General features: G+C 50.2%; 29 protein-coding genes and 1 riboswitch. Of the genes, 10 read left to right on the forward strand and 19 right to left on the reverse strand.

Features of this window, described 5'->3' with window-relative positions:
• The first annotated feature begins 26 nt into the window (after positions 1 to 26).
• On the forward strand, positions 27 to 1241 hold the full coding sequence (locus tag PDUR_RS17895) for a macrolide family glycosyltransferase (RefSeq protein ID WP_042207510.1): 1215 nt from the start codon (positions 27 to 29) through the stop codon (positions 1239 to 1241).
• A 70-nt stretch (positions 1242 to 1311) separates the two neighbouring features.
• On the opposite strand, the gene PDUR_RS17900 is transcribed toward PDUR_RS17895, so the two are convergent.
• The gene (locus tag PDUR_RS17900; protein ID WP_025703145.1) at positions 1312 to 1629 is read right to left on the reverse strand and encodes a winged helix-turn-helix transcriptional regulator; all 318 of its coding nucleotides are present in this window, start codon (positions 1627 to 1629) and stop codon (positions 1312 to 1314) included.
• A 93-nt stretch (positions 1630 to 1722) separates the two neighbouring features.
• On the reverse strand, positions 1723 to 2025 hold the full coding sequence (locus tag PDUR_RS17905; RefSeq protein WP_042207511.1) for a protein YxiS: 303 nt from the start codon (positions 2023 to 2025) through the stop codon (positions 1723 to 1725).
• 163 nt (positions 2026 to 2188) lie between these two features.
• On the opposite strand from PDUR_RS17905, the gene PDUR_RS17910 reads away from it, so the two are divergent.
• A complete protein-coding gene (locus PDUR_RS17910; RefSeq protein ID WP_042209473.1) occupies positions 2189 to 2809 on the forward strand; it encodes a TVP38/TMEM64 family protein in 621 nt (206 codons plus the stop codon).
• An 89-nt stretch (positions 2810 to 2898) separates the two neighbouring features.
• Positions 2899 to 3879 (forward strand): peptide-methionine (R)-S-oxide reductase MsrB, encoded by a 981-nt coding sequence (msrB, locus tag PDUR_RS17915; RefSeq protein ID WP_042207512.1) that lies wholly within the window; start codon positions 2899 to 2901, stop codon positions 3877 to 3879.
• 74 nt (positions 3880 to 3953) lie between these two features.
• Here the strand turns inward: msrB and PDUR_RS17920 are convergent, their stop codons facing one another.
• A complete protein-coding gene (locus PDUR_RS17920; protein ID WP_052410277.1) occupies positions 3954 to 5084 on the reverse strand; it encodes a DUF4349 domain-containing protein in 1131 nt (376 codons plus the stop codon).
• A 309-nt stretch (positions 5085 to 5393) separates the two neighbouring features.
• Here PDUR_RS17920 and PDUR_RS28205 point away from each other — a divergent pair, with 309 nt between their 5' ends.
• On the forward strand, positions 5394 to 5546 hold the full coding sequence (locus PDUR_RS28205; RefSeq protein ID WP_081949577.1) for a DUF1540 domain-containing protein: 153 nt from the start codon (positions 5394 to 5396) through the stop codon (positions 5544 to 5546).
• Positions 5547 to 5620: 74 nt separating this feature from the next.
• Here the strand turns inward: PDUR_RS28205 and metE are convergent, their stop codons facing one another.
• Both metE and PDUR_RS17930 read right to left on the reverse strand, forming a co-directional pair.
• The gene (gene metE, locus PDUR_RS17925; RefSeq protein ID WP_042207513.1) at positions 5621 to 7921 is read right to left on the reverse strand and encodes a 5-methyltetrahydropteroyltriglutamate--homocysteine S-methyltransferase; all 2301 of its coding nucleotides are present in this window, start codon (positions 7919 to 7921) and stop codon (positions 5621 to 5623) included.
• A gap of 221 nt (positions 7922 to 8142) precedes the next feature.
• A riboswitch (cobalamin riboswitch) is annotated at positions 8143 to 8346 on the reverse strand.
• Between the two features lie 103 nt (positions 8347 to 8449).
• A complete protein-coding gene (locus PDUR_RS17930) occupies positions 8450 to 9310 on the reverse strand; it encodes an undecaprenyl-diphosphate phosphatase (RefSeq protein WP_042207514.1) in 861 nt (286 codons plus the stop codon).
• A 218-nt stretch (positions 9311 to 9528) separates the two neighbouring features.
• Between PDUR_RS17930 and PDUR_RS17935 the strand changes: the two genes are divergently transcribed.
• Positions 9529 to 10368: a serine/threonine protein kinase gene (locus PDUR_RS17935; RefSeq protein WP_052410278.1), complete on the forward strand. Its 840-nt coding sequence runs from the start codon at positions 9529 to 9531 to the stop codon at positions 10366 to 10368.
• Between the two features lie 361 nt (positions 10369 to 10729).
• Here PDUR_RS17935 and PDUR_RS17945 read toward each other — a convergent pair whose 3' ends face one another.
• Together PDUR_RS17945 and PDUR_RS17950 are read right to left on the reverse strand one after the other, a co-directional pair.
• Entirely contained in the window at positions 10730 to 11413 is a 684-nt protein-coding gene (locus PDUR_RS17945) for a YitT family protein (protein WP_042207517.1), read from the reverse strand.
• 321 nt (positions 11414 to 11734) lie between these two features.
• On the reverse strand, positions 11735 to 12229 hold the full coding sequence (locus PDUR_RS17950) for a Crp/Fnr family transcriptional regulator (protein WP_042207518.1): 495 nt from the start codon (positions 12227 to 12229) through the stop codon (positions 11735 to 11737).
• 164 nt (positions 12230 to 12393) lie between these two features.
• Between PDUR_RS17950 and PDUR_RS28845 the strand changes: the two genes are divergently transcribed.
• Positions 12394 to 12564, forward strand: coding sequence for a hypothetical protein (locus PDUR_RS28845; protein ID WP_156130496.1), 171 nt, complete (start codon positions 12394 to 12396; stop codon positions 12562 to 12564).
• A gap of 324 nt (positions 12565 to 12888) precedes the next feature.
• Positions 12889 to 13968, forward strand: a complete 1080-nt coding sequence (locus tag PDUR_RS17955) for an AI-2E family transporter (protein ID WP_042207520.1) — start codon at positions 12889 to 12891, stop codon at positions 13966 to 13968.
• Between the two features lie 88 nt (positions 13969 to 14056).
• On the opposite strand, the gene PDUR_RS17960 is transcribed toward PDUR_RS17955, so the two are convergent.
• The 3 genes from PDUR_RS17960 to rnhA all read right to left on the reverse strand — a co-directional run bounded on the left by PDUR_RS17960 (position 14057) and on the right by rnhA (position 15896).
• Positions 14057 to 14461: a hypothetical protein gene (locus PDUR_RS17960; RefSeq protein ID WP_042207521.1), complete on the reverse strand. Its 405-nt coding sequence runs from the start codon at positions 14459 to 14461 to the stop codon at positions 14057 to 14059.
• 29 nt (positions 14462 to 14490) lie between these two features.
• Positions 14491 to 15159, reverse strand: coding sequence for a uracil-DNA glycosylase (locus PDUR_RS17965; RefSeq protein ID WP_042209477.1), 669 nt, complete (start codon positions 15157 to 15159; stop codon positions 14491 to 14493).
• Positions 15160 to 15230: 71 nt separating this feature from the next.
• A complete protein-coding gene (rnhA, locus tag PDUR_RS17970; RefSeq protein ID WP_042207522.1) occupies positions 15231 to 15896 on the reverse strand; it encodes a ribonuclease H in 666 nt (221 codons plus the stop codon).
• 423 nt (positions 15897 to 16319) lie between these two features.
• Here rnhA and PDUR_RS17975 point away from each other — a divergent pair, with 423 nt between their 5' ends.
• The 3 genes from PDUR_RS17975 (at position 16320) to PDUR_RS17985 (ending at position 17762) form a co-directional block, all read left to right on the forward strand.
• Complete coding sequence (locus PDUR_RS17975; protein WP_042207523.1) at positions 16320 to 16607, forward strand: hypothetical protein; 288 nt, start codon at positions 16320 to 16322, stop codon at positions 16605 to 16607.
• Between the two features lie 560 nt (positions 16608 to 17167).
• Entirely contained in the window at positions 17168 to 17362 is a 195-nt protein-coding gene (locus tag PDUR_RS17980; protein ID WP_042207524.1) for a hypothetical protein, read from the forward strand.
• A gap of 190 nt (positions 17363 to 17552) precedes the next feature.
• Positions 17553 to 17762 carry a hypothetical protein gene (locus tag PDUR_RS17985; protein WP_025688120.1) on the forward strand — a complete coding sequence of 70 codons (210 nt, stop codon included), beginning with the start codon at positions 17553 to 17555 and terminating at the stop codon, positions 17760 to 17762.
• 78 nt (positions 17763 to 17840) lie between these two features.
• Here the strand turns inward: PDUR_RS17985 and PDUR_RS17990 are convergent, their stop codons facing one another.
• From PDUR_RS17990 to PDUR_RS18025, 9 genes are all read right to left on the reverse strand, one after another.
• A complete protein-coding gene (locus PDUR_RS17990; protein ID WP_233277583.1) occupies positions 17841 to 18104 on the reverse strand; it encodes a DUF4177 domain-containing protein in 264 nt (87 codons plus the stop codon).
• Positions 18032 to 18484 (reverse strand): hypothetical protein, encoded by a 453-nt coding sequence (locus tag PDUR_RS29210; RefSeq protein ID WP_169744875.1) that lies wholly within the window; start codon positions 18482 to 18484, stop codon positions 18032 to 18034. The genes PDUR_RS17990 and PDUR_RS29210 overlap by 73 nt, the downstream gene beginning before the upstream one ends.
• 182 nt (positions 18485 to 18666) lie before the next feature.
• Entirely contained in the window at positions 18667 to 19101 is a 435-nt protein-coding gene (locus PDUR_RS17995; protein ID WP_169744920.1) for a GNAT family N-acetyltransferase, read from the reverse strand.
• A 24-nt stretch (positions 19102 to 19125) separates the two neighbouring features.
• A complete protein-coding gene (locus PDUR_RS28210) occupies positions 19126 to 19653 on the reverse strand; it encodes a class I SAM-dependent methyltransferase (protein ID WP_233277387.1) in 528 nt (175 codons plus the stop codon).
• Positions 19654 to 19850: 197 nt separating this feature from the next.
• Complete coding sequence (locus PDUR_RS18005) at positions 19851 to 20285, reverse strand: GNAT family N-acetyltransferase (protein WP_052410282.1); 435 nt, start codon at positions 20283 to 20285, stop codon at positions 19851 to 19853.
• Between the two features lie 2 nt (positions 20286 to 20287).
• Complete coding sequence (locus PDUR_RS18010) at positions 20288 to 20953, reverse strand: HAD family hydrolase (RefSeq protein ID WP_233277388.1); 666 nt, start codon at positions 20951 to 20953, stop codon at positions 20288 to 20290.
• A 22-nt stretch (positions 20954 to 20975) separates the two neighbouring features.
• Positions 20976 to 21239, reverse strand: a complete 264-nt coding sequence (locus PDUR_RS18015; RefSeq protein ID WP_052410283.1) for a GNAT family N-acetyltransferase — start codon at positions 21237 to 21239, stop codon at positions 20976 to 20978.
• Positions 21240 to 21241: 2 nt separating this feature from the next.
• Positions 21242 to 22009: a YdcF family protein gene (locus PDUR_RS18020; RefSeq protein ID WP_042207526.1), complete on the reverse strand. Its 768-nt coding sequence runs from the start codon at positions 22007 to 22009 to the stop codon at positions 21242 to 21244.
• 31 nt (positions 22010 to 22040) lie between these two features.
• Complete coding sequence (locus PDUR_RS18025; RefSeq protein WP_042207527.1) at positions 22041 to 22850, reverse strand: phosphotransferase family protein; 810 nt, start codon at positions 22848 to 22850, stop codon at positions 22041 to 22043.
• Positions 22851 to 22856 lie beyond the last annotated feature (6 nt).

Genomic DNA, 22856 nt, shown 5'->3' on the forward strand with positions numbered 1-22856 from the left:
AAGAAATAAGAAGAGGATGTGAAAAGATGTCAAAAGTACTTTTTTTAAGTATCCCGGCTCATGGTCATGTTAATCCGACACTCGGATTGGTAAATGAATTAATCAATCAAGGTGAGGAAGTCACTTATTTTTGTACAGAAGAGTTTAAAGAAAAAATCGAAAAAACCGGCGCTGAATTTAAAAGCTATAAGATAGAATCAATCTTTGGCAACAGAAAAGACAACCCGCCTCAAGACACGGGGTTAGCGAGATTATTTGATAATATTAATGAAGCGCTCAAGTCAAGCGATAAAATAATAGAAGATGTTTTAGATCAAATTAAAGATAAACATTTTGATTATATTATGTATACAGCGATGTATCCTTTTGGAAATGCCTTTGCTCAAATTTTAAAAATCCCTTCGGTTTCTTCCTTTGCCGTATTTGCTACTCCCAAGGAACTTATGGCTCAGCACAAAGAATTCTCCAATGAAGAGCTAATGAAAAATCATCCCGTTATGGAAACCTACAAAAAAGCATCAAAACAATTGAAAGAAGTCTATGGGGTGGAAATGCCGGATAACCTGATGAGCTTATTTTTTAATAAAGGCGATATCAATATTGCCTATACTTCAAAATATTTTGTTTCCCATCCGGAGTATTATGATGACAGCTTTAAATTTATCGGACCGCCAATCTATGACCGGCAAGAAAATTTGGATTTTCCTTTTGAACGATTGGAAGGCAAAAAAGTCGTATATATCTCACTCGGCACCGTGTTCAACACGGACACCAAGCTTTATGAACTTTTCTTTAAAACCTTTGCCGATACCGATGCTGTTGTGGTGATGACCGCATACAATGTGGATTTATCTGAATTTGATATACCCGATCATTTCATTGTAAGAAACTTTGTGCCTCAATCGGAGATTTTAAAATATACCGACGTGGCGATAACTCATGCAGGCATGAACAGCACCAGTGACTTACTATATAATGAAGTGCCTTTTGTAGCGATACCTATAGGCGCGGACCAGCCTTATATGGCAGGAAGAGCTTCGGAACTCGGAGCGGCCATTTCTCTGGATAAGGACCAGCTTACTCCGGAACTATTAAAGGATTCGGTGGAAAAGGTGTTAAACGATCCTAGCTATGTTGAAAATATTAAGAAGATCAGCGATTCTTTTAAGCAGGCCGGCGGCTATAAAAAAGCAGTTGAAGAGATTTTCAAATTAAAAAAAGAGAAAGGCATTCTCGTATGAATTTATAAAAAAAACTGGCGCCGATAAATTCGACGTCAGTTTTCTTCTTGATCTACTGTTTGCGCGGCCATTACTTCACCCACTGTTCCGCCCATTTCTGAATCTGCTCCATGACAGGTTCCAGCGCGCGGCCTTTTTCCGTCAGCTCGTACTCGATGCGCACAGGCGTCTCCGGATACACATGCCGCTCCAGAATGCCTTCGCTCTCCAGATCCTTCATCCGTTCCGACAGCATTTTATCGCTCATCAAGGGAATAAGGCCGGATATGTCCTTAAAGCGTTTCGGTCCGCTCATCAATGTCTTAATAATGAGGCCGTTCCACCGTTTGCCCAGGAAAGAGAATGCCGTCTCGAACCGGGGACACAACGCCAACTGATGCTCTTCCATTGTTCTCACCTCTCACTAAAAAACTTACATTTAGTTAGTACATATAATTTTACCACATTACGTGCCTGCTGAACATTGTTTTCCAATAAAAGTTTATTTACGTGCCGCAATCGCCTCAGTGATAACAAAAGCCAAGTCATCGTTTCCATATAGCGAAAGCACTCCGAGCACCGTATCATCCGATATAAAACCGGACTCATCCACCGGCACAGTCAGCGCAATGGCCCTGGCAAGCTGTTCATTGCCCTGCTGCTGCGGATATGCCTGCAAATAGAGGGCTTCCGGATCAAGACCGTTATTCACGCACCATTGGGCAAATACGAGGATCATCATTTCTTCGTCGCGCCTATAGCTTTCCACAATCTGGTCTTCCACCGATTTGCGGTAATCATCCATTCTCTTTCCCCCTCTCTGCCTGTTCTGTCCCTTGCGGCAACAGCCGCTTCATCTCTAATGAACTATTATACCCTGCCAAGGCAATCCGACAAATGAGTTTTCTTCTATTCTTCAATTTTTTTCAGTATGATGGGTGAAGATGAAAGGGAAAGGACATATTACAATGAGAAAATGGCTATTGGCGCTGTGTTATGTTTCGGGCATGGGCGCCGCGTTTATCTACAGATATACCATTCTAGACTGGCTGGGCCAAGACGGGCATGTTCTGCTCTCGATCCTGGCCGCGGCCGCGCTGGCTCTATTCCCGGTCGTACCGTACAAAGCCGTCATCGGACTGTTCGGATATGTATACGGAAGTCTGGCAGGCGGAGCAATGTGCTGGCTCGCAACAACGATTGCTGCGGGGCTGATGTTTGGCGGCGTCAAATGGCTGTTTCCGGAAAAAGGACGCGCTTATTTGTCTTCGATTCCGGCGCTGGACAAATTCACGGCTGCCGTTCAGCGGCGGCCCTTCGCCTCTGTCGTTGCAGCCCGCCTGCTGCCGGTCATACCGCAAGCGGCGGTCAATGTGTATGCCGCTGCGGCCGGGCTGCCCTTCTGGACCTTTATCCTTGCTTCGGGACTGGGCAAAATACCGGGCATCGCTCTCTTCGCCTTTCTTGGCGGCAGCGCCCGGGAGCATCCCGCCGCCGCCGGAATAGCTGCGGCGCTGTACATTGCGGCGCTCCTGTTGCTTAGCCTCCTGCTAAAAGGCGGCAGGCATCGGTACAATCGTTCAGCCTGAAGCATGCGGCTTGTTGGCATAAAGCACTTAAATGGTTTATAATTAAATTGTGTTCTATTTAATTGTTTGATTTAACAGGAGGGACAACTATGACTGACAATCCGACTAACGAAACAGGCTCCCGCACTGAAAAAGCGACATTCGCAGGAGGCTGCTTCTGGTGTATGGTCTCCCCGTTCGAGGAACTGCCCGGCATTATCGACGTCGTCTCCGGCTATACCGGAGGGCATACGGTTAATCCGACTTACGAAGAAGTCTGCTCCGAAACAACGGGCCATGCCGAAGCTGTGCAAATTACGTTCGATCCTATAATTTTTCCATACAGCAAGCTGCTCGAGCTGTTCTGGCAGCAAATTGATCCGACGGATGAAGGCGGCCAATTCCATGACCGCGGCTCGTCCTACCGGACGGCGATCTTCTATCATAATGAGGAGCAGCGCAAGGAAGCAGAGGCATCCAAGATCGCAACCGAGCAAAGCGGCCGCTTCTCGGGTCCGGTTGTGACGCCAATTGTTCCGGCTGGGGTCTTTTACCCTGCGGAAGAATACCATCAAGGCTATCACCGCAAAAATCCGGGCCATTACAAACGCTACCGCAAAGCCTCCGGCCGGGAAGCCTTTATCGAGAAGCATTGGTCACATAAAGAGGACAAGCAGAGCCTGAAGCAGCGGCTTACGCCCCTGCAATACGAGGTTACGCAGAATAATGCCACGGAATCCCCTTTTCAAAATGATTTTTGGGATCATCACGGAGAAGGCATATATGTGGACATCGTGTCCGGAGAGCCGCTCTTTAGTTCGAGGGATAAATATGATTCCGGCTGCGGATGGCCCAGCTTCACCCGGCCGCTTCGCGACTATTCAGTGAAGGAGAAGACCGATCTCAGCCATTTGATGATCCGCACGGAGGTGCGCAGCAGGGAAGCGGACTCGCATCTCGGCCATGTCTTTAACGATGGACCGGGACCGGACGGTCTGCGCTACTGCATCAATTCCGCCGCGCTGCGCTTCGTTCCGATAGAGGATCTTGAGCGGGAAGGTTATGGCGAATACCGCTTCTTATTCCAGTAGAGCTCTCTTTGTAGAGAGTGAATGCAACAAAAGCCTCCAGAACGGGCCTTTCGCCCGTCCGGAGGCTTTTTCTCTTATTTATCTTCTGGCGGTTCCGGCGTGTGCAGCGCTTCTCCAGGCTCATCTTCTCCGTCTGTCCGGCTTTGTCCAGCCGGTCCTTCGTAAGCCCCCTCGTCTGTACGCCGATTGACTTCCCGGATCAGCAGCGAGGCCTTTGCGCGGCGGCGTCTAGAACGACGGACCCAGAGCAGCGCGGCTAGAATGAGGCCGGCTACGATTAGTACCGGCAGCGCCCCGGCCAGGAGAATAAAGAGCCACTCTAACCCCGTGGAGAGGGCATTCAAGGTTCCGCGCAGCGCGTCTGAGGCTCTGGCAAATAGGGACTGCGGCTCGTCCTTACGCAAGCTTAAAGTGCTCTCGTCCGGCTGGTACAGCCGCAGTTCCACCGTCGAGTACAGCACATTTTGATCGATATAACGCATTCTTCCCTTGATCTGCTCGATTTCCTCCTGAATCTTGCCAAGCTCGTTGGCAAACGATACAAGATCCGTGGCTTTGGTCGCCTTTTTCATAAATTCGACGTACTGGGATTCCAGCAGCTGCTTCGCCTTCAGACGCGCTTCGAGGTCAACATACTCTTCGGAAACGTCCTGACCCTCGATGCTGCTTTGAAGAGATTCACTCTTGATCTTCTCTAGACTGTCCAGGAAAGAGGAAAACCCGGAGGCCGGCACCTTTATAACAAATGTACCGCCATGCTCGGAATCGGACATCGTTTCCGTGAATCCAAGAATGTATCCGCGGGCAAGATTAATCATATTCCGCACTTCCGTCTGCGCTTGCTCGTAATTTTCGACTTCCATATTGAGATTGGCATGATAGATTAGCTTGTTGTTCAGCCCAGCGGCTACATCGCCGGACGCGAAACCGCTGAAACTGCTGATGGATTGTTCTGCAGCCGAGTAGCTTGCAGACTCTTTACCGCCCTCCGATCCGGCAGCTTGCGCGGTTTCGGCGGTATCTGCAAGAACGTCCGCAGCAGGAGCCCCCTTGCTGACCGCATTCGATTGAGACGAGTCGCTTTTTTTCATCAGGGATTTTTCAGCCTTATCCGCGTTCCTGGCGCCGCTGCCCGAACTGCAGCCAACCAGCATGATAGACAACAACAGCACCGTTACCATACAATACAGACCTCGCTTGAACATCCGCATCCCCCCAAAAATTATCTGTTGGTCCGATCTTTAATCTCCAGACGTTTCCAGACATTGAAAGGTTGCGGAGCACAAATCTTTCTTATGCAATTTCTTTAGACAGGCGCTGATGAGTATCTCAGATACCGGGTATATTAGTGTCCTGGGATCATCCTCCGGTATGACCTTTGTGGTATAAATCAAGAAGAATGAGGAAATTATACTAACGAACAGCCCTACATTCGCAAGAATGAGGGCGTGCTTTCCCGGATAAGGTCCACCTTGTCCGGGCGTTATTCATTTCATGACAGGAGGTGAATACTTATGGCAAAAGATGTGCTTTGCGAAGTGAACACCTGTACTTATTGGGCGAATGAAAACAAGTGCAACGCTGAGTCGATCTTCATTGCTTTCAACAACGTGCAACAAGCTTCCCGCTCCGAAGAAACAGATTGTGACACGTTTAAGAAGAAATAAGGTATGTATATAAAAAGCAATAAACCGGGATCGGATTCCCGGTTTATTGCTTTTTAAAGTCGATCTTTCGCAAGTTACGGCTGAATAGCCCGCGCTTTCTTTCTTGCATCCTCAGCGGCCGCCACCATATTTCGCAATGATGCCTCCGTCTCGCTCCAGCCCCGCGTCTTCAGTCCGCAGTCCGGATTGATCCAGAACTGCTCCGGGTGCAGCACCCGCAGCGCACGGTCGATGCCGGTCTCCATTTCTTCGACCGACGGAACCCGCGGACTATGAATGTCGTATACTCCAAGGCCGATCCCCTTGTCATATTCCATTTTCTCAAAGCTTGCAATCAGCTCACCATGGCTGCGCGATGTCTCAATGGAAATAACATCCGCATCCATATCGGAAATGGAGTCGATCATATCACCAAATTCGCAATAGCACATATGGGTATGAATTTGCGTCGTATCGCGGACGAGATTCGTTGAGATTCTGAAAGATTTTACGGCCCAGTCCAGATAATGCCTGCGGTCCTTCTCCTTGAGCGGAAGTCCTTCACGCACCGCCGGCTCGTCCACCTGAATCATTTCCACTCCAGCGCTTTCGAGTGCCAGCACCTCCTGCCGCAGCGCGAGCGCAATCTGGTTCGCTAGCCGCTCCCGGCTTAAATCGTCACGCACGAAGGACCAGTTCAGAATCGTGACCGGCCCGGTCAGCATGCCCTTTACCGGCAGCTTCGTCAAAGACTGCGCATAGACGCTTTCCTTGACAGTCATCGGTTCGGTGAACGCGACATCGGCGTATATGACCGGCGGCTTAACGCACCGGGAACCGTAGGATTGCACCCAGCCGTTCTGGGTGAACAGAAATCCATCCAGCTTCTCCCCGAAGAACTCCACCATATCTGTTCGTTCAAACTCGCCATGCACCAGAACATCCAGACCGATGTTCTCCTGAAGTGCGATGGAGTCCGCAATTTGCCGGCGGATAAAGCCGTCATAGACTTCCTCGCTCAGCTCGCCCTTGCGCCATTTCAGCCGCGCCTGCCGGACCTCCGGCGTCTGCGGAAAGCTGCCGATGGTCGTTGTCGGCAGCAGCGGCAGCCGCCACTTGTCCTGCTGGCGCTTTGCCCGCTCGGCATAGGCCGGGCTTCGCCGGTCGGGCAGCTCGGCCAGGCCGCGTTCAAGCTCCGCCACGTCCGCGCGGCTGCGCTCGGGCAGCTTGCGGAAGGCGGCCAGCGCAGCCTGCGTCTCGGCTAACGAAGCCCCGGCGGCGTCACGGCCCTCAAGCAGCGCCCGTTTCAGCAGCGCAAGCTCCGCCAGCTTCTCATCGGCGAAGGCCAGCGCGCTGCGCACCTCCGGCTTCAGCTTCTCCTCGCTGCGCACTGTCACAGGCACGTGCAGCAGGCTGCTGGACGGCTGCAAAATCAATTTGCCCTCCGGGACAAGGGCAGTCAAGCGCTGAGCCAGCGCCAGCTTATCATCCGGGTCGCAGCGCCAAATCCCGCGCCCGTCGATCACTCCGGCTCCAAGCGTCTTATCCTTCGGCCAGCCCAAGCGCTCGATCGCTTCCAGATTAGCCCCGCTGTCGTGTACAAAATCGAGTCCGATCCCCTGCACCGGCAGCTTCAGCAGGGCTTCAAGCGGTTCGGCGGACTCGAAGTAAGTCTGCAGCATAATGGAGAGTCCCGGAACAGCGGAATGAAGCTCGCCATAAATTTCGCTTAGAAGCTTAATATCCTCTTCCCGAAGTCCGGTCACTACCGCAGGTTCGTCTATTTGAACCCAGGCCGCCCCCTCTCGCTCCAGTTCCTGCAGCAGCTGCACATAGACCGGCAGAAAGCGCTGCGCCACACTGCGGATTTCCGAAGGGGCAAAGCCCTTGGACAGCTTCAGGAACGTATAGAGTCCAATGACCACGGGCTTGCCGTCAATGCCCGCCTGCGATTTGGCGAACCGGTATGCGGCAAGCGGTTTGTTCTCCGTCAGAACAGGCTTAAGATCCCCGATCTCCGGCACGATGTAATGGTAATTCGTATTGAACCATTTCGTCATTTCGCATGCCGCCGCCCGGGAATTACCTCGGGCCATGGCAAAATATAAATCCAGTCCGGCAGGTCTATCTTCATACCGGTACCTGGGCGGCACAATGCCGAACATGACTGCCGTATCCAGCACATGATCGTAATAGGTGAAATCTCCGACAGGAATCAGATCGATACCCGCCTCCTGCTGCTTGCGCAGATTACCCAGCTGCATGCGGTCCATTTCCGCCCGCAGCTGTTCCTCCTGGGTTCGTCCCGCCCAGTAACCCTCCAGCGCTTTTTTCCATTCCCGGTTCGCGCCGATTCTTGGATATCCGAGATTGCTTGTTTTTACTTGCGTTGTCATTTCCATGTTCCTCCTATTCGACTTATCCTGCCGTGGTCTTCCAAAAAAACATCAAACTACGTTGTTTGAGGAAGTGACATCTTATCCGCCTCGGAAGGCCCGCTTCCTATTTCACATAAACGATCCAACAAAAAGGCGTCCTTCCTTAAAAGCCCAAGAGGAAAGACGCCTACGTTAATATCACGTTTGCGATCTAACACCTCCCTATCTCCCGTAGGTACTGCAGTGCGTTGAAACAGGCAGGTCTCCTGGCTGCGGCGTCATCGTCCGTAAGCGGCCTTCCCGTCAGCGCGGGCTGACAGTGGCATAAAGGGCTGAAAGACTCTTCCGTTACAGTGGCGGGACCGCGTCGGCTTTGCACCGAGCTTCCCTATTAAGCTCCGGAATTCTCTATTCCGGCAAGCACCTGTTTCCGTTATTTAGTGAATGGTTTGAGTGGTTGATGAGTACAACATTTATGTTACGGCAAGACCCTGCGGCTCGCAATAGGAGATAGGGGTTCTGGTTATATCGATACCTGATAACCGGTTAAAAGAAAATAATATAGACCACGGTGGCCAGCACAATGCGGTAGATGGCGAACGGCAGCAGCTTGATCCGGTTGATCAGCTTCAGAAAGAACCGCATCGACAGCAGCGCGAACACGAAGGCGCTGATAAATCCGGCGATAAAGAACGGCAGTGCATCGAGCGTAAAATACTGCCAGTTCTTGTAAAGCGAGATCAGGCTTGCGCCGGCCATGATCGGAACGGCCATAATAAAGGTGAAATCGGCGGCGGCCCGGTGGCTCAGGCCAAGCAGGACGCCTCCCGAAATCGTCGAGCCGGAGCGGGAGAAGCCGGGCCAGAGCGAGACACACTGGATTAACCCCACCGCAAGCGCTTGCCTGTATGTAATCTGGTCAACACTCTGCTTCCTGGCGCGCTTCGGAGCAAATAAATCCGCGCAAATCATAAATAGGGCGCCAATTACCAGACCGATCAGCACGGTTGATGTCGAGAACAAATATTCATCAATATAATCTTCGAATAACATTCCTAGCAGACCGGCAGGAATGAGACCTACAATAACCTGTCCAAGCTTCAGACGGCCCCCGGTCTGTACCTGCAGCTGGCCGTCCGGGACCGGTTCAAGCGATTCCTTGCTAAAGCGTTTCAGTCCGAGCAAATCAATAAAACGTTTCCTGAAAATGACGACAACCGCAAGGATTGAACCGAGCTGGGTCACGACTTTAAATGTATTAGCTGTGTATTTTCCGAGAAACTCCTGCGATTTCAACCATATATCATCGACAATAATCATATGTCCTGTAGAAGATACCGGAGCGAATTCGGTCAGGCCTTCGACCAGACCAAGTACGATGGCTTTAATAATGGCTAGCAGATCCAAGCTTACGCCTCCTCAATGATTAGATTTCAATATTTTTTCTTTATACTGTAGCTTAAACACTGGATGTAATTTCTGAAACTTGCAGCCCCACTTTTCAGGTAAGAAACTCTAACCGCATCTCTTGTCATCTGACTTCCAGACTTGCGAATGCCCTAGGTAAATATGCAATAATGAAGGAATAGATTACACATGACGGAATACTGTTGGGAGGATGTCCATTGCTTGCACGCATGCGCGCATTCATATCCGCCTGGAGGGATTACCCCAGGGAGAAAGGAGAGCTGATTGGGCAGCGTTACGAGGTGCTCTCCCGGATCGGCATGGGAAGCTACGGACTGGCTTACCGCTGCCTGGATAAGCGGGAGAGACGCCAGGTGGCCGTCAAACAGGCCAAACCGAGCAAACAGGATGCTGGGAAGCAGATGCTGAAGCGGGAACGGGATATCCTTAAGCAGCTGGATCATCCCTATATCCCGGCCTGCAGAGATTATTTTGAGGAGAACGGCTCTGCTTGGCTGGTTACCGATTATATTGAGGGTTATACATTGGAGCAGCTAATTTTCGAGCGGGGATTCATTTTCGGGGAAAAAGACACGCTCCGCTTCGTCTTGAGCTTGATGGAACGGGTGAACCATGTGCATGAACGCGGCTTCGTGCACCTTGATCTGCGCATTCCCAACATCATTCTCCGGGGGGATGATATCTACTTAATCGATTTTGGTCTGGCCCGCCGGATCGGGGACGATCCCCCTTGTAATAACGGCGAAGCGGAGCGGGATAAGGACGGACTGCCAAAGCGCATGCCCGCGTCCAAACAATCGGATTTGCACGATATCGGACATCTTATGCTTTATATGCTGTATTCAGGGTATACTCCCGCGCCGGGCGGCGCCGAGCGAAGCTGGTCCGAAGAGCTGGAGCTTACGGCGGGAGTGCGGCACATACTGCTGAGACTGCTTGACGAGGAATCGAATCCATACACGGAAACGCAGGAGTTCATTCGGGATGCCCAGCAGGCATTATCCGATTTGGACTCCTTAGCCGATCTCAATGAATAACAAGAAACGGACGCCTCCCTAAAATAGGTTAGCATCCGTTTCTTATTTACTGCATTTAGAAGCGAATATTCAGCTTGAACTTCCATATCTGTTCTTGTAATAGCCGTGGCCGCGTCCGCTCCCGTAACCGGGTCTGCTGCTGGACGAATTTCTGTAATGCATTGGTCTCCGGTAATTTCCGGAAGAACCTCCGTGTCTTTCGTGTTTCGAGTGTCCGACGGAGTGAATGAGTTTGTCGATAAGCCTCCTGAGCATGCTGTTTCCTCCTTTTATTCGGATACTGTATAGTTTTAGGATTTGCATCCTTACTCCTTCTATACGTAGAAAAAGCCAGCCGGTTTCGGCTGACCCCAAATAATTATTATAATTTTCCTGCGGCGGTTGCTTCTTTACGGCCCACAAGCGCAGGCTGAACCTGCAGCTTTTTCTTTGTCCGTTTCGGCTTGCCAAGCGAGGTTATAAACGTGATAACCTGGCCGGCCACGATCACCGCCATCGCCGTATACATCGTTTCTCTGAGCGGCATATAGAAGAGTGACAGCAGCAGCACGACAATGTCCATTATAATGAACACGGTGCCGACCTTAATCCCCTTCCACTCGCTGATCAAGAGAGACAGGATGTCATCACCGCCGCTAGCGCCTCCGCATCGCAGCACCAGTCCCGCGCCAAGACCCGTCAGCAGTCCGGACAGCAGCGCCGCCAGCGCCAGGTTGCCATGGAAATTAAGCACTAGTCCGGAATAGCGCTCCATCAGTCCGTAGAACACGGTAAACGACCCTATGGAAATAAATGTATTGCAGACAAATCTCTTTCCTTTGAGTACCAAGGCTGCCAGCAGAACCGGAAGATCAAGCAGCAGCACGGTGAGCGATGGCGACAGTCCCAGAACGTACTTGCCGAGCAGCGACAGCCCAACGAACCCGCCCTCGGTCAAATGGTTCTGATAATTGATGTGATAGTAAGTAAAACTAAGCAACAACGTTCCGATCAAATTAATCGTCAATTGTAGCGGCAGACGAACACCGCTGTTATGGTTCCTCATACAGGCTCCCCTTATCGTAAATGGCGGCTAGACGTCCCACCAACCTCTACGACGGGGTGAATCGGTTGTCTTTCTCCTTCGCATACCTATTCCCTTCCTTCGTAGAGGCGGCTAGCGTCAACTGACTGTTCACACACCTTCTACAAGGAAGCTAAGTATAAGATAGATCATAACGTTTCCAAATCGTCCTTTGGGGAATCGTCCTTCGGGGACACATGGTATCCTGATCCTTTCGATTTTGTTTTGAATTCTGACCCCATTATACCACAGAAAAGGCTATTTCCCAACAAGTAGACAAGTTCTTCCAGAAAAAGTACAAGCTCAGCCGCGCAGCAGCCTGTTCACCGTCTCCCTGCGGACGCCGATCAGCTGTCCGATCTCTTCCTGAGTCAGCAGTTCGGTTAATGGGACCCCGTGCGAATAATCGCGCAGCCATTTTATTAGCAGCTCCAGCCTTTCGGCAGGCGACCCGATCGTAAGATGATCCAGCCGGGTCTGCATGAATCTTACCTTTTCCTGCAGCAGAAGGGCAACCTCCATTGCTTTACCCGGCTCCTCGCGAAGCTGGCGGTACCATTCCGAGGCCGGGATGGGCTGGGCTTCGCTGCTCATGAGCGCAGTGGCCGTCCCGTGAGCTTCTTTAGGCGAGATGAGCGAATGGTGAGGCACCGTCTCCCCGGGATAAAGAATGTTGAACAGCACGATATTCCCATTCTCATGCAGTCTTGTCACCTTGAATAGACCGCTCTTGATATGGTACAACGTATCACAGCTATCGCCCTGCCTAAATAAAATCTCCCCTTTATGCAGTATCATCCCTTAATTCTCCTTTAGCCAGTGATTGTCCGATTAATCCAGTATAATCAATATGCCCCTTCCTGCTCAAGAAGCCTTGGAAAATACATCCTTCCCGCCTATTCCGTCTTTACTCTTCGCAGCATACCTTGTAGCATACGACCAGATGAAGCGGGTGAGAGAAGATGGCAAATAAGAAAAACATCCAACGCATCCCACAGGAAGAGGAAATGTCCGCAGAAGATTACGCCATCATCGCTGCGGCGCTGAGCGCTTTAGGCGATTTCTTCTTTTTCTTGTCCCTTGTAAAAGCAAAGGAAACGACTCAGGCAGAACCTAACAAAAAATTAAGATAATAAGAAGAAACGCCTGACGGAGTCTTTTTAAGAAGCAGGTACGTTTCTCGTAAAAATATAAGGCCAAACGATAGGCGAGAAGCTTATAAAGTCTTATATTTCAAGAAGAAACGGCGGCGCCGCTCTCGCAGAAGTACATGAAAGCAAGGCTGTCTTTCGTTCCGATTAATTCGGGAAGACAGCCTGTTTGTCATGTTCGCCATTCCTTGGCCTGAAATGAATCCGGCGGTTACAAACCTGGAATCGGGTTTAACTATTTAGTAGACTGCATATTAGTAGATCCATCATACATACTATTTGGGTCCATATTAGGAGGTGCGGCCATTGCTGCTGCAGAACAAGTTTTTCCGTACCACGCTTGGAATCATATTTCTACTGCTTATCCTTTATCTCGGCTCCAAGGTTATCGTTCTATTCTCGCCTATCGGAACCATCATTAACCTGCTGCTTGTACCGATGATGCTCTCCGGATTCATGTATTATTTGCTCCGCCCGCTGGTCAATTATCTGGAAAAAAGAAAGCTCAAGCGCCCGATCGCCATTTTGCTCATCTATGCCGTATTTATTGCTCTGTTCGCTATTTTCTGGGTCGCCGTCTGGCCGACGCTGCAGGATCAAATCCAAAATTTTATCCGAAACGCGCCGTACCTTGTCCAGGATCTCCAGACCCAGCTTGACCGTCTGCGCGAGAACCCGATGTTTGCGAGGTTATTTCACGGGGAATCGGATTTGACGGTCCGGCTAACCGAATACCTGCAAAACGCGGTAACCTGGGTAACGAACTCCATCAGCAATCTGATAACGGTCATCTCCAACATTGTTGTCGTTGTGGCCACGCTGCCGATTATTTTGTACTATATGCTGAAAGACAGCCATAAGCTGCCCCGTATTCTGCTCGGACTGATTCCGCGAAAATACCGGAGTGAAGGGCAGGAAACGCTGGAGCAAGTCGATTCTGCGCTCAGCAGCTTCATCGTTACGCGGGTGATTCTGAATCTGATCCTGGGCCTCACCCTGTACATCGGTTTTCTTGTGATCGGTTTGCCATATGCCCTGCTGCTTGCCCTCGTGTCGGTGCCGTTGAACTTCATTCCCTATATCGGCGCTATTCTTGCTTCCATTCCCGTTGTAATCGTCAGTTTTATCGAATCTCCCATGACCGCCTTGTGGTCTCTGGTCATTATTGTCGCTGCACAGCAAATCCAGGATAACCTGCTTACTCCGATCATTTACGGCAAATCTCTGGATGTCCATCCGCTGACTACGGTAATCATTGTACTTGTGGGCGGAGAATTCTACGGTATTATCGGTGTGCTGCTGGCACTGCCGGTCTATATGACCGTCAAAATTATTTTTCTTCGGGTATACGAAATTATCGTTGCAGAACGGATGAATGAAACTTAACTGAGGCCTGTCTATACCGTGTTAAAAAGAGCCCTGCCTGCATAATTTGCAGACAAGGCTCTTGAGGTTGCTGGCTTAAACTTGCGCTCTAGCCTTTTAGCGAGCGGACGACAAACAGATGCGTCCCTTTCATCAGCGTTCTTCCGTCTTCCAAAGTGACCGATCCCTTCGTATGGGAAACAAGGGTGGTATTAAGCGCAATCAGCCGGTCCCCCTTCCAGACCGTGACCGCCGACTTGAAATAGACGGCATTATCGAATTGCAGCCGGTCTTTCATAATATAGCCGACGGAATGAAGGACTGGAGGGAGCGCTCTTTCTTTGGGAGCCAGCGCTTTGATAATCGCAATGTCGCGAATAGGGACTCCGGCCTCCTGATGGCCGATGACTACGCGCCCTGCGGCGCTGTCCCACTTGCGCAGCACTCCTCTCATCGTGACGTAAGGAGGCTTTCCAAGATACGCAATAACCGGCTTGCCTACCCAATGTCTCATTCTAATAGCCCCCTTCTGCCTGACCCGTCCTATAAATTCGGTATGTTCCAATCGATCGGTTCCAGACCGTGAGCGCTCAAAAATTGATTGGTCTGCGAGAATGGATTGCTGCCGAGAAAGCCCCGGTGAGCCGAGAACGGACTCGGGTGAGCCGACCGGATCACTTTGTGATGGCTATGGTCGATGCAAGCACCCTTCTGCTGGGCATGGCTGCCCCATAAAATGAAGACCAACGGTGTGTCCCTTTCGTTAAGTTTCTCCATAATAGCATCCGTAAACCGTTCCCAGCCCATTCCTTTATGCGAGTTGGGCTGGCCTTCGCGCACGGTCAGAACCGCATTGAGCAGCAGCACCCCCTGCTGTGACCAATGCAGCAGCGACCCGTGATTCGGAATATCAGCGCCGATATCGCTGGCCAGCTCAGTATAAATATTGCGCAGGGACGGCGGAATCCGCACACCAGGCATCACCGAAAAGCTGAGCCCATGGGCCTGTCCCGCGCCATGATAAGGATCTTGTCCAAGAATGACGACCCTCGTCTTGCTGTAGTCCGTCTGCTTCAGAGCGGAGAACAGCAGTTCCTTCGGCGGATAAACCGTATACTGCTTGTATTCCCTGGCCAATGTATAGCGCAGATCCTGAAAATACGGCTTCTGCGTTTCTTCATGCAATACCTCGTCCCAATCGTTGCCGAATATCATAGGGTTCCCCTTCCATATCTCCCCAGTATGGAAGCGTTTCCTGCTGGGATGCAGGGGACGCTTCTCTCTTATTTTCTTCCGTAATCCGCCTTGATCTCTCCCCACTGCCGGGTCTGCCACTTCAGCACCTTGTTATCATATGTATGCGTCTGAAGCCATTTCTCCGCCCGGTCGATAAACCCCCAAATCTCCTCCGTTGTATGGTCCCGGGGCAGGGTGGTCGAGACCTTTTTCTCTCTGACCCATTTCATTGCGTTGACCGAATCGCTGTATACCGTCTTGCCGCTGCCTTCTTTCTGCAGAAGCGCAAGGGCGTGCACAATAGCCAGAAATTCACCGAGATTATTCGTACCCTTGCTAATCGGACCGCAGGAGAAGATGACCTCACCAGTCCGTGTGTCTACTCCTTTATATTCGACAGGGCCGGGGTTTCCCCTTGTTCCCACATCAACCGAGATGCTGTCATAGTCAATTGATTCCGCGGTCTGCGCGCCCGTCCGCTTGGAAGTATAGCTTCCCTGAGACCCTCCGGCTGCGCTGCCTTTTTCAGATCCCGTCTTGCCCCAATTGCCTTTCCAGCCTATCCGGAACGCTTCCTCAGCTGCGGTCTTCGACTCATAGGATTTGTATTTTGCTCCTGTAAACTGGTCCGTCTGCCGTTTGCATTCCGCCCAAGTCGCGTACACTCCCGGCTTCCGTCCCTCCCATACCACATAGTACTTCTGTTTTGCCACGATGCCGGCTCCTTCCTGCAGCATTATTGATTAATATTAAATTACAAATGTGGAAGACACAACAGGATAATGCAGCCGGTAAACAAAGAGTGTACTGCAGGGTGTTTCGACAAATCCTCTTCTGTTTAATAACGTAAATAAGCAAAATGTCGACATACTGTATGATATACAAAATGGATATCTCAAATCTCAAGTAAATTCAAGGGTGTAAACGTTTTAGATGAAGACAAATACGAAATAATTTGGGACCATCTGGCTATTTTGAGCATTCGAATGATTCCGACAAAAACATCTCTTCACTCCTGCCTCAAGTTCCAGTATCATACTATATATACATTACAAAACATACACTTTTGAAGTCAGTATTGTACAATCGCTGATCGATAAAGTTATGCTACCAAACTACTATTAGGAGGGACAATTATGGTTCTTTTATTTCACAACGCTACTGAAGAAAGGCTCGAACGTTTATCACGGGATGTTCAGGCAATTAATGATGAGGCGCGCCAATCTTCTTACGAAATGTCCATGGTGAGAAAAACTTCCGGTTTGGGCTATGAATGGGAGGTCACGGTTTACGGTAGGAAGGTAAGCGTAAGATCGGAAGATATTCTCAAGATCCAAAGAACGCGCTTAGACATGAGTATTAAAGACATTTTCAAAGAGATTGTCGCCTGGAAATTGAAAGCGTTGTCCACATTGCAATCCTAGCTTCCTGCGACAGCAGTTTGCTCTAACATTAACGTAATTGCTCTCCTAATATGGCAGCCCTCCCCCTTCTGCGGGGGAGGGCTGCGCGCGTCTGCCCGCCAGCTTTTGGTTATATATCAATTCAAGGCATCTCAGCCGCTCTCATCCTATATTTGCCACCTGCACTGCATGTCAACGGTGATCGGGAAATGGGGGGGACGGATGAAACGGAATTCCTCCCTCTTATTTGTCTGAAAACGGTTTAAACAGCGCTTTGAAGGGAATTTCTCCGCTTTATTCAGGCGATTTTACCGAAGCCATAAGAAATTGGAGAATTAAGCCGGAGCTTTTCCCGCTTATCGTTCTAGAACGGGCTTTTTTTCGAAAATGAAAGGGACATTTTCCCGTCCGTGCCTGTATCTGCTTAAGAACAAGTGCTGTCTATCTCCGGATTCTCCCTTGTGCCCAAACCGTTCAATGAAGTCTGTGCTCAATTTCCCTGATCCGGTTTACTCAGTACATAGAAAGACCGGTATTGCATAACCTAATCAGCGAACCTGTGCAGAAAGGAATGAGATACCATGGAGGATAAGAGCAGGCTGACAGATCCCAAGGGAAGCGGCGTCGAGCCGATTCCCGATCCCGACAGCCCTCAGTCGAATAGGGAAGGGTCGACCGGCAAGGTGGAAGATATCGTCAGGGGCATTATGGACAATGTAGAGGAAAGTCTGACCGGGAACCGTGATTCACGCCCGGGAGGCAGAGGCAAGGCATAGAGCAGCGATGTATGAAAAAGCAGCGGATCGGACGCCATTTCCAGCGCCGGTCGCTGCTTTATTTTTCTGCCCTTTTTTCCATAAATGTGACCAAAATGAAAACCCATTGAAACTTTTGAAACACCGATGTATAATTTAGCAAATTAACGCGATCCCATATGTTAGTCCAAAAAAACCAGGAGGGAACCTCATGCCATATACGATTATGAAAAACGCTGAATTTTTTACCGCCGCGCTGGCGCAAAAATACGTGTTCGCTCTGCAGATCGGTCCTGACGGCATGTATTCCCGCGTAGGCGCAGGTCTTGTCCAAATGTTCTCCGATGAATACGTAAAGCTGAAAAATTTTGACGGGTCGGTTGTGCTGTACTCCAGATCAGATACCAAATTCCAGCACTAGGTACTTCAATTCGGATTGAAGTACCTAGTATGGAAAATAGCTTGGCGCATCATCGTTCACTACAGATTTACAATGTCCTCATACTGGTCTTTTGAAAATGGCCACAACATCCCGGGTCTGACCCTGACTGATGCTGGTATCAAAGCAGGAAACAAGCTCCCAGCCGTCATTTCCATAGCTGTTCAACAGATTTTGAAAGTCCTCCTCGTCCAGCTTGCCACCCAGAAAGCCGCCCGTCTTATATTTTACCGTCCGATATTCCCAACGATTTATATTTTTCGCTCCTTCTCCAGATAAGTGATTCCAGTGTCCCTTTTCTCCAAACTTGTAATCACAAAGTATCCGAACAGCACACCGGAGATTACATTGATTTGAGCGGAAGTCAGCAGCAAATAAACTACGCCCTTCGGCAGCCACTCCATTTTCCATGGCATATACGGATAAACACAGAACAATAGGGCAGGTAAAGCAAGAAAAATCAGCCGATACCCGTTAAAGGTCCAGCGGCCTTTACGGCTGCGTTCTCGAAGTAAAGTCTCAACTCCGATAACCAAACCGGAAAGGGAGGGAATTAGAGGGTAAAGAAAAACAAGCTGATCGGGGAATGGGAACTTGAAATATTGACTTCGGTATTCGGTAATCTCGCTGACAGCAAACCCCACAAGCAGCAATACGGTGACCAAAACGACCATCTTTAACAAATGAACCAGCACTTTTTTCAAGCGTTTCACCCATTTCGCATTTATAATCATCTTCTAAAATCAAACATCGCAGCTTCCCTTTTTTACCGGGTAAAGATCTCTCTTGGATAAGGTATTACGATTTCGGGAATCTGATCCTCTTTGTAGAATCGAAATTCTTCAACTTCACATCGGTTTCGCCGCGAATTCCCGCTGTTATACGATTATACGCTGTCTCTGCCGACCCATCTCATCCCCGGCGCCGCCTCAGGCCGTTCCTCAAACCCGAACTTTTTATAAAATCCGGACTTATCCGCCGCCGCAAATAATTGAACCATCAGGATATCCTGTTCTTTGCACTTTTTCAGCAATCTGTTCAGAATACCGGCGCCAATGCCTTTGCCCTGGTATTCCGGTAAAATAATCAAATCACATATGAACGCTTGAAAAATGCCATCCGAAATCACCCGGCCCATTCCAACCAGCCGATCCTCCTCAAAAGCCGAAACTACCAGCCAACTCTGGCGCAGAGCCTTTTCCAGCTGTTCGCTTCCCTTCTCCGTTACCCCGTGCCAGCCCGCGCTTTCAACCAAGGTGATAAACTCTTCCCCTGTCGGCGTGTACTCCCGATATGTAACAGGCTGTAAATCCATGGACATGATCATTTTCACCTCCGGCCGTTCTTATTGTTTCTCCGCGATCCACACCGTCCATCGGTCCTGTTCTTGAATGGGTTGGCCGCTTGCCAGACGCTGCCCGATGAAGTTCACCAGCTCCGAGAGCTCGTCATCCGTCAGTTCAAATAGCAGGGATCTTCCCGTCCGCTTGAGCAAATCCAGTCCCAACTGTTCGAAGTCCTCATATCTTTTTCGGGTTTCCCAGTATGAGAACTCGGCGGTTAGGCTGAACCCGGTCTGTCTTAAAGCGTCAATAACCTCACTGCCGGAATAGCGTCTTTGAATTTCCTGCTGTAGCAGCTTCGGGTATTTTTCAAAAAAATAGCCCCGGATATGGCTTGGACTTCCCGCAAGCGCGCAATCTTCAGGCGTCCGGTCTTGGATGATGAATTTTCCGCCAGGCTTCATTACCCGATGGGCTTCCCGAAAGCACGCGCCTAAATCTCTAATATGATGAATCAACGCGCGATCCAGCACGATATCGTATTCCCCATCCTTGAGACCCGTATCAAGCGCATTCCCTTGAGCAAACAAAAGTAATGTTCGGAATGTCCCTGCAATTGTCCGCCGCAGCCTATGTCCAACACCCGCTTCCCTTGAAGCCGGACGTACCGCTCAATCGTTTGAACCCAGCTTGCTTCTGCCTCTCTGGAGGCATAGGTGAATTGATTATTGTGGTCGTGAAAATCGATCGGCATTCCTTTACCGCCTTTCCTTAAGCTGACGCTCCTTTAAAAATGCTTGCGAAACCCCATCACATTCTCTTCCCGATAGCCTAACTCTTCGTAGAACTTATGCGCTTCCGTCCGCTGCCCGCCCGATACAAAAATGATATAAGTGCAATCTCTTTCCCGCGCCGCCCGCTCGATTTCCTGCATTAGTACCCTGCCGACACCTTGTCTTCTGAAACGGCTGGCAACAACGACATTCTCGATAACCATAAAAGACTTGCATTCTCCCACAAAATCCTGGCAGATGATCCCCATTAGCGAACCAGCCAGTATATCGTCTTGAAAAGCACCCAGCAGTATGTAGTTGTCATTATCTTCATGCGACTCGAACACGCTGACCAGCTTGGCCTCATTGCTCTTGTGTCCCGTCAGTTCCTCATACAAACCGTTTAACTCTGGCAAATCTTCTTTGCCGATCTTCCTGATGGAAATCATAGTTATCCTGCCTCCTCCTCTCCTGAAGCAAATGCTTCATATAGTTCCTGCACAGTATGTATGCAATACGTCGGCCCAATAGCTTCCATCTCAGCCGCGCTGCCATATCCGTACAAGACCCCAATCGACGATATTCCGTTGTTATGCGCTCCGATAATGTCATGCTTCCGGTCTCCGATCATTACGGTGCTGGCTGTGTCCAAATTCTCTTGTTCCAGGATATACTTAATGATCTCACTCTTATCCGACAGCGTTCCATCCAGGTTGCTCCCGACCACCGCATGAAAAAAATGATCCAGCTTAAAATGCTTCAGAATCTTCTCCGCGAACACAAGCGGCTTGGAAGTTGCTATGATCAGAACGGCCTGCCGCTGCGTGAGCATGCTCAATAGCTCGGGAATGCCGGCGTACAGCTCATTTTCGAAAATACCCTTGTCCGCAAAATACTCCCGGTAATACTGCACGGCCTGCCAGGCATCCTCCTCTGAAAAATCGTAAAACTCCTGAAACGAATGAGCCAGCGGCGGCCCGATGAACGGCTCCAAACGATCCAAATCGTCTTCGATAATCCCAAACTTGGCCAGCGCGTACTGCACCGACTTGGTAATACCAATCTTCGGGTCCGTCAGCGTTCCGTCCAGATCAAATAAAATATGCGAAAAATTCAAATGATCACCTTCTTTTTCTAATCTACAGTCTCTTCTCATAACACAGGCTGGATGGACAATCGGCGTATTCTCTAAACCGTTCAATCTCGCCGTAGCCATTCTTTTTGTAGAATCCGATCGCCTCGGTCTGCTGATCTCCCGTTTCCAGCTTGATTCCCTTATATCCCTGCCTGGCCGCTTCCTCTTCCAGCCGCTGCACAATCCTCCGGGCGATCCCCTTGTTCCGGAACTCCCGCTCCACGAAGAAACGGGATCTTCGCTTAAGTATATAACCTAGATCCTCCATCGTTATATTTTATCTTTGATCACAGCAGCCAGTAATCCGAGATATTCCTTCAGCGCCGTTCCAACCGTTCCAATTGCACCAGGGCTGGGCGCCAGCATGCTCGCATACCAAGCCGCCGTGGCGCCGCCGCTTATATGGTAATCGGTCGGATACGGCTGAACCTTCATTCCGGTCTGCCTGAACTCCGCAACCGCCCGCGGCATATGGAATGCCGAAGTAACCAGCACCGGGCGGCTTAGCCCGTGCTCCTTCATGAGCGCGGCCGTAAATTCGGCATTCTGCTCCGTGTTCAGCGAACGGTTCTCGATAAGAATACTCCGTTCATCCACTCCCAGTCCGAGCAGCTGCCTGCGGGCGATATCGCCCTCGTTGCCGCTGTCGGCAAAAACCTGCCCGCCGCTGAACAGCACCGGCAATCCAGTCAAGCGATGCAGCCGGACCGCAGTTACCAGCCGATTGGCCGCCGATCCGCCCAAGCTGCCTTCGCCATCAATGTCGGGCGTTCCTGTCGTAGCCCCGCCTCCGAGCACCACCAGACAGTCGCCCTGAACCCGCTCCGGCTGGGCGTACCGCGATTCCAGACTGCGCATCAGCGGGTTCGCGATCAGCGGCACCGACGCCAAATACAGCAGCAGCGTTACGGAGAGAAGGACCACTGCCGGACCGCGCTGTTTTTTCCATAACAGCCATAATGCCAGCAGCGCCAGCAGCACAACAAATATTCCCGGAGGCAGCACGAAGCTGTAGATAAATTTGATTACATAAATCAATTTTAGGCATCTCCCTTCGATCCAATGAAGATTATACCAATGTCTTTAACCTCGCTCTGATGATAGATAACAGCGCGTCTTTCTCATTCTGCGGAATCCATTCGACCAATCTGGCCGCCGCTGCCGGCAATATCCACTCATCGATGGTTGAATATTCATGCCCGGTTAAACGAAGATATTCTTTAATGTAGGCTGCCTTTACCTTGTTTCTTAGGAATTGGACAAACAGCTTAAGGGGAGCTGGAGTATCGTCAGGCATAGAACCGACACTGAGCAAAATAACCGTTCTGGCCGTGTCGCCGGCAGGATTTCCCGATATTCCGGTCATCCAGTCAACGATCCAATACCCTTCGTCACACAGCACGTTGTCCGGATGAAAATCGCCATGGCACAGCTTGTTCCCGTCAGGCAGTTCCTCTGTGTAGCGGATAATCTTTTCCTTTTCCTGTTCGGTAAGCAGGGGAGCTTGTTGGATGTAATCACAGAGGACCTTCTTCTGAGTCCTGTTCAATTCAGCCGCCTCATAAGCATGGATTTCAGCGTGCAGGCTCGCCAGTAATTTTGAATAATTAGAAATGGCCCAGGGCTTTTTGATAATAAGACTAAGTAAAGAAACACCGGATATGCGCTGAAATATTAATCCGTCCCTGCCGTCCAGTTGTGTATGTCCAAAAGGCTCCGGCGTGCGAATACCGAGCGAACTGGCTAACCCGCTGACCACAAGCTCCTGATTGATCGCCTCGGCGGGAAAATCTTTTTTGTACAGCTTGATAATCCTTCCTTGCGAATATTCGAATATATCGGCGGTTCTGCCTTGCCCAATCCGCTTTAAATCGGTCACCTGCGT

The organism is Paenibacillus durus, assembly GCF_000756615.1.
Lineage (GTDB): Bacteria > Bacillota > Bacilli > Paenibacillales > Paenibacillaceae > Paenibacillus_AQ > Paenibacillus_AQ durus.